Source organism: Roseiarcus sp. (assembly GCF_052145395.1).
Classification (GTDB): domain Bacteria; phylum Pseudomonadota; class Alphaproteobacteria; order Rhizobiales; family Beijerinckiaceae; genus Roseiarcus.
In genome coordinates this window covers 1-3633 of record NZ_JBKQOT010000083.1, presented here as the reverse complement: position 1 = coordinate 3633, position 3633 = coordinate 1, and the positions used below count along the sequence as shown (strand labels likewise).

The 3633-nt window shown below is 67.5% G+C and carries 5 protein-coding genes and 2 pseudogenes; 3 read left to right on the top strand and 4 right to left on the bottom strand.

Annotated elements, in window-relative coordinates; translation table 11 throughout:
* The 3 genes and pseudogenes from tatC to ACLP25_RS02815 all read right to left on the bottom strand — a co-directional run.
* Positions 1 to 608, bottom strand: a pseudogene (gene tatC / locus ACLP25_RS02825) (twin-arginine translocase subunit TatC); the annotation flags it as partial.
* Complete coding sequence (gene tatB / locus ACLP25_RS02820; protein WP_442467718.1) at positions 605 to 1063, bottom strand: Sec-independent protein translocase protein TatB; 459 nt, start codon at positions 1061 to 1063, stop codon at positions 605 to 607. The pseudogene tatC and the gene tatB, both read right to left, overlap by 4 nt.
* Before the next feature lie 76 nt (positions 1064 to 1139).
* Complete coding sequence (locus tag ACLP25_RS02815; protein WP_442467717.1) at positions 1140 to 1379, bottom strand: twin-arginine translocase TatA/TatE family subunit; 240 nt, start codon at positions 1377 to 1379, stop codon at positions 1140 to 1142.
* Positions 1380 to 1609: 230 nt separating this feature from the next.
* On the opposite strand from ACLP25_RS02815, the gene ACLP25_RS02810 reads away from it, so the two are divergent.
* Genes ACLP25_RS02810 through ACLP25_RS02800 form a run of 3 tightly spaced genes read left to right on the top strand, consistent with a single transcriptional unit; the run spans position 1610 to position 3237 of the window.
* Positions 1610 to 2104: a RidA family protein gene (locus ACLP25_RS02810; protein ID WP_442467716.1), complete on the top strand. Its 495-nt coding sequence runs from the start codon at positions 1610 to 1612 to the stop codon at positions 2102 to 2104.
* Positions 2101 to 2910, top strand: a complete 810-nt coding sequence (locus ACLP25_RS02805) for a glycerophosphodiester phosphodiesterase family protein (RefSeq protein ID WP_442467715.1) — start codon at positions 2101 to 2103, stop codon at positions 2908 to 2910. Before ACLP25_RS02810 ends, ACLP25_RS02805 begins: the two co-directional genes overlap by 4 nt.
* Positions 2911 to 2943: 33 nt before the next feature.
* Complete coding sequence (locus ACLP25_RS02800; RefSeq protein WP_442467714.1) at positions 2944 to 3237, top strand: MliC family protein; 294 nt, start codon at positions 2944 to 2946, stop codon at positions 3235 to 3237.
* An 18-nt stretch (positions 3238 to 3255) separates the two neighbouring features.
* Here the strand turns inward: ACLP25_RS02800 and ACLP25_RS02795 are convergent.
* Positions 3256 to 3633 (bottom strand): annotated as a pseudogene (locus ACLP25_RS02795) (gamma-glutamylcyclotransferase); the annotation flags it as partial.

Genomic DNA, 3633 nt, shown 5'->3' with positions numbered 1-3633 from the left:
ATCCGCGACAGATAGGCCGAGTCGACGACGCCGATGTGGCCGAGCAGCGTCAGCACCACCGGAAGCTGGAACGCCGCGCCGAAGGCGAAGATCAGCGTCATGATCAGCGACAGCTATTCGCTCACTTTCGGCAGCAGTTCGATCGTCGCCTCGCCCGGCGTGTTGACCTGCTGCAGCGACACCGAGAAGCGGATCAGCAGCGGCATCACCGCGAAATAGACCAGCAGCGCGCCGAAAAAAAAGAAGATCGGGGTCGCGATCAGATAAGGCAAAAACGCCTGCCGCTCGTGCTTATAGAGGCCCGGCGCGATGAACCTGTAGATCTGCGTCGCGATCACCGGGAACGCGATCACCAGCGCCCCGAACATGCTGAGCCGCACGTTGGTGTAAAACTGCTCGAGGAAATGGGTGGCGATCAGGGTCGCCTTCTCGGCTCCCACCACCCGGACGTAGGGCTGGGTCAGGATGTTGTAGATCGTGCGCGAGAAGTAGAAGCAGACGATGAAGGCGGCGAAGAAGGCGTAGATGGCCCGGATCAGCCGGGCCCTCAGCTCGATGATGTGGTCCATCAACGGCGCCTTGGTGGCGTCGATGTCCTCTTGCGTCATTCGGCGGCGCTCGACTTGACGGCGGACGTCTCGGGCGCGGCCGGCTCGACCGGCCGCGCCTCCAGGGCGGGCGCGCTGAGCGCAACTTCCGACGTTCCAATGTCCGAGGTCCCCGCCGCCGGCGCGGGAAGATGCATGGCGGGATCGGCGGCCTTGGTCACCTCGTCGCGGATCATGGCGGCGGGGTCGAAGGCGCCCGACCCCACTTTCTGGTTGAGTTCGGCAATGCTGGCGGTCGTCTTCTGATTGAGGTCGGCGAGCTCCTTGCGGACGCTCTCGAACTCGGCCTCGCGCATGGCGTCCATAAACTGACCCTGGAACTCAGCCGCCATGCGGCGCATCCGGCCCATGACCTGACCGACGGTGCGCATGACGCGCGGCAGGTCCTTGGGCGGGATCACCGCGAGAGCGACGATCGCCACGACCAACATCTTGCCTATGTCGAAGTCGAACATCGGGGCTCCGGCGGAACGCGCGCCGGGAAGGCGCGGCCGCGCCTCCCCGTCATGCGAGCGTCAACATGCGATCCGCTCAGCTGACCTTGTGCACGTCGCTGGCCTCGACGCTCGAACGGTTCTCGATCGGGCGGGGAGCCGCCGCCGGAGCGCTCTGCGCCGGTTTCTCCTCGTCGTCCTCGGCGAGGCCCTTCTTGAAGGATTTCACCCCTTTGGCGACGTCGCCCATGATGTCGGAGATCTTGCCTTTGCCTCCGAACAGCAGGAGCGCCACCGCAAGGAACAACATCCAGTGCCAAATGCTGAAGCTACCCATGGCCGTCTTCCCGGTGCGCCGGCGCCGCCCGGCCCATTTTAGGAGCCGGCGGCGCGATCTTCGCTCGCGCCATACCTAAGCGCCGGAAACGGCAAAAACAAGCACGGCTCACGGCTTCACCCGGGCTCGGGCGTCGCTTTCGCTCGGCCGGATTGCGCGCCGCGCGCCAAGTCGGGCATAGGTTTCGACGCGGCGGCCGCATGGGCCGCCGCCAGCCGGAGCCGATTGCCATGAGCCAGACCGCCAAACGCCTCGCCGAACTCGGAATCGCGCTGCCGAAGCCGGCCGCGCCGGTCGCCAATTACGTTCCCTTCGTCCGCACGACCGGCATGGCGCCGGGGGCGCTGCCGCAGCTCTGGATCTCGGGCCAGTTGCCGCTCGGACCCGACGGAACGCTCGCCGAGCGCCACAAGGGCAAGCTCGGCCCGGAATCGGGCGCCGAGGCCGCGCGAGAGGCGGCGCGGCTCTGCGCGATCAACCTTCTCGCCCAGGCTGAGAAGGCCCTCGGCGACCTCGACAAGATCGTCCAGGCCGTCCGGCTCGGCGGCTATTTCAATGTCGCGGGCGCGTTCGACCCCCTGCCCCAGGCGATGAACGGCGCCTCCGATCTGATGGTCGAGGTCCTCGGCGACCGGGGAAGGCACACCCGCACCACGGTCGGCGTCGCCCATCTGCCCCTCAACGCCCTCGCGGAGGTCGAGGCCGTGTTCCTGGTCTCGTTTTGAGGGCCCTCAACGCCCCGGACTGGCTGACCGCCCGCCCGATCGCCCATCGCGGCCTGCATGACGCCGCCAACGGCGTGATCGAGAACACGCTGGCGGCGGCCGAAGCCGCGATCGCGGAAGATTTCGCGATCGAGTGCGACGTCCAATTGAGCCGCGACGAGGAGATTTTTGTCTTCCACGACGACATCCTCGACCGGCTGACCGACGCCACGGGCGCGCTCACCGGAAAGAGCGCGGCGGAAATCGGATGGGCGCGGATTCTTACGCCGGGCGTTGCGCCGTCCGATGTCAGCGCGCTTCACGCCCGCATCCCCACCCTCTCCGAATTCCTCGCCGTCGTCGCGGGCCGCGTGCCGATCGTGTGCGAACTGAAGAGCCGGTTCGACGGCGACTGGCGGATCGGCGACCGGGTCGCCGCGCTCGCGGCCGCCTATGAGGGTCCGCTGGCGCTGAAGAGCTTCGATCCTGACCTGATCGCCTATCTGCGCCTAAAATATCCCCGGCTCGGGCCGCCCGCGCGCCCCTGCCCGATCGGCATCGTCGCCGAGGCTTCTTACGACGACCCCTATTGGGCCTTCCTCGCGCCCGAACAGAAGCGCGCCTGCGAGACCTTCGATCACCGCGCCCGCAGCGAACCCGACTTTCTGTCGTGGAACGTGAAGGACCTGCCGCACCGAACGCCCTTCTTCGAGAAGGAGCTTTACGGCCTGCCGATCATGACCTGGACCGTGAGGTCGGCTATGCAGCGCGAGGCCGCGCGCAAATGGGCCGACCAGATCGTGTTCGAGGGCGACGGCCGGCCTTGAGTGCCGCGCCCGAAGAATATGGGGGCACCTGCAATGTCGATCAGAATCTTCGCCGGCGCGCTCGCCGCGTTTGTCGTCGTCGCGCCCGCCTGCGCGGGTCCGTATGTCAATTTCGCCTGCGCCGACGGGTCGAAAATCTCGCTGATCTTCGAGAAGACGGGGACGGGGCTCGTCATGGTCGACGGCGGGGCGCTGCGGCTTGCGAACCGCCATCCCGCGTCGGGCCTCTGGTACGCCTCCCCCTACGGCGCGCTTCGCGCCAAGGGTTCGACGGCGACCTTCCGCATGACAGGCCGCGCGCCGACGACCTGCCGCAAGGTCCGGTGAACGCGAGCGCAGCCGCCGCTATTGCGCCTTCTGCGCGGACCAGCGGATCGCGTAGGGCTCCGAGAACAGCCGGGACTGCAGCTTCTCCGCCGGACCGGGAGCGGAACTCAGCAGGCCGTCGACTTCCGCCGATTCCGGGTCGCGCACCCAGGGACGGCGGGCGAGCTCGCGGTCGTTGAGCCAGTAGTCGCTCCAGCCGTCCGTCGTCTCGAGCGCTTCGCGCGCGAAATCCTGGCCGTATTCGAGGCCGCCCTCGACGACGACGTCGATGTAAGACTGGAGCAGTGGGTATTGCGCGTCTGGCGGAGGCAGCCCGACGCCGGCCTCGCCGTCCGGCCCGACGGGGATATAGACCCAGATGGTCCCGGCTTCCGGCAACCTCTGCCAGGACACCGG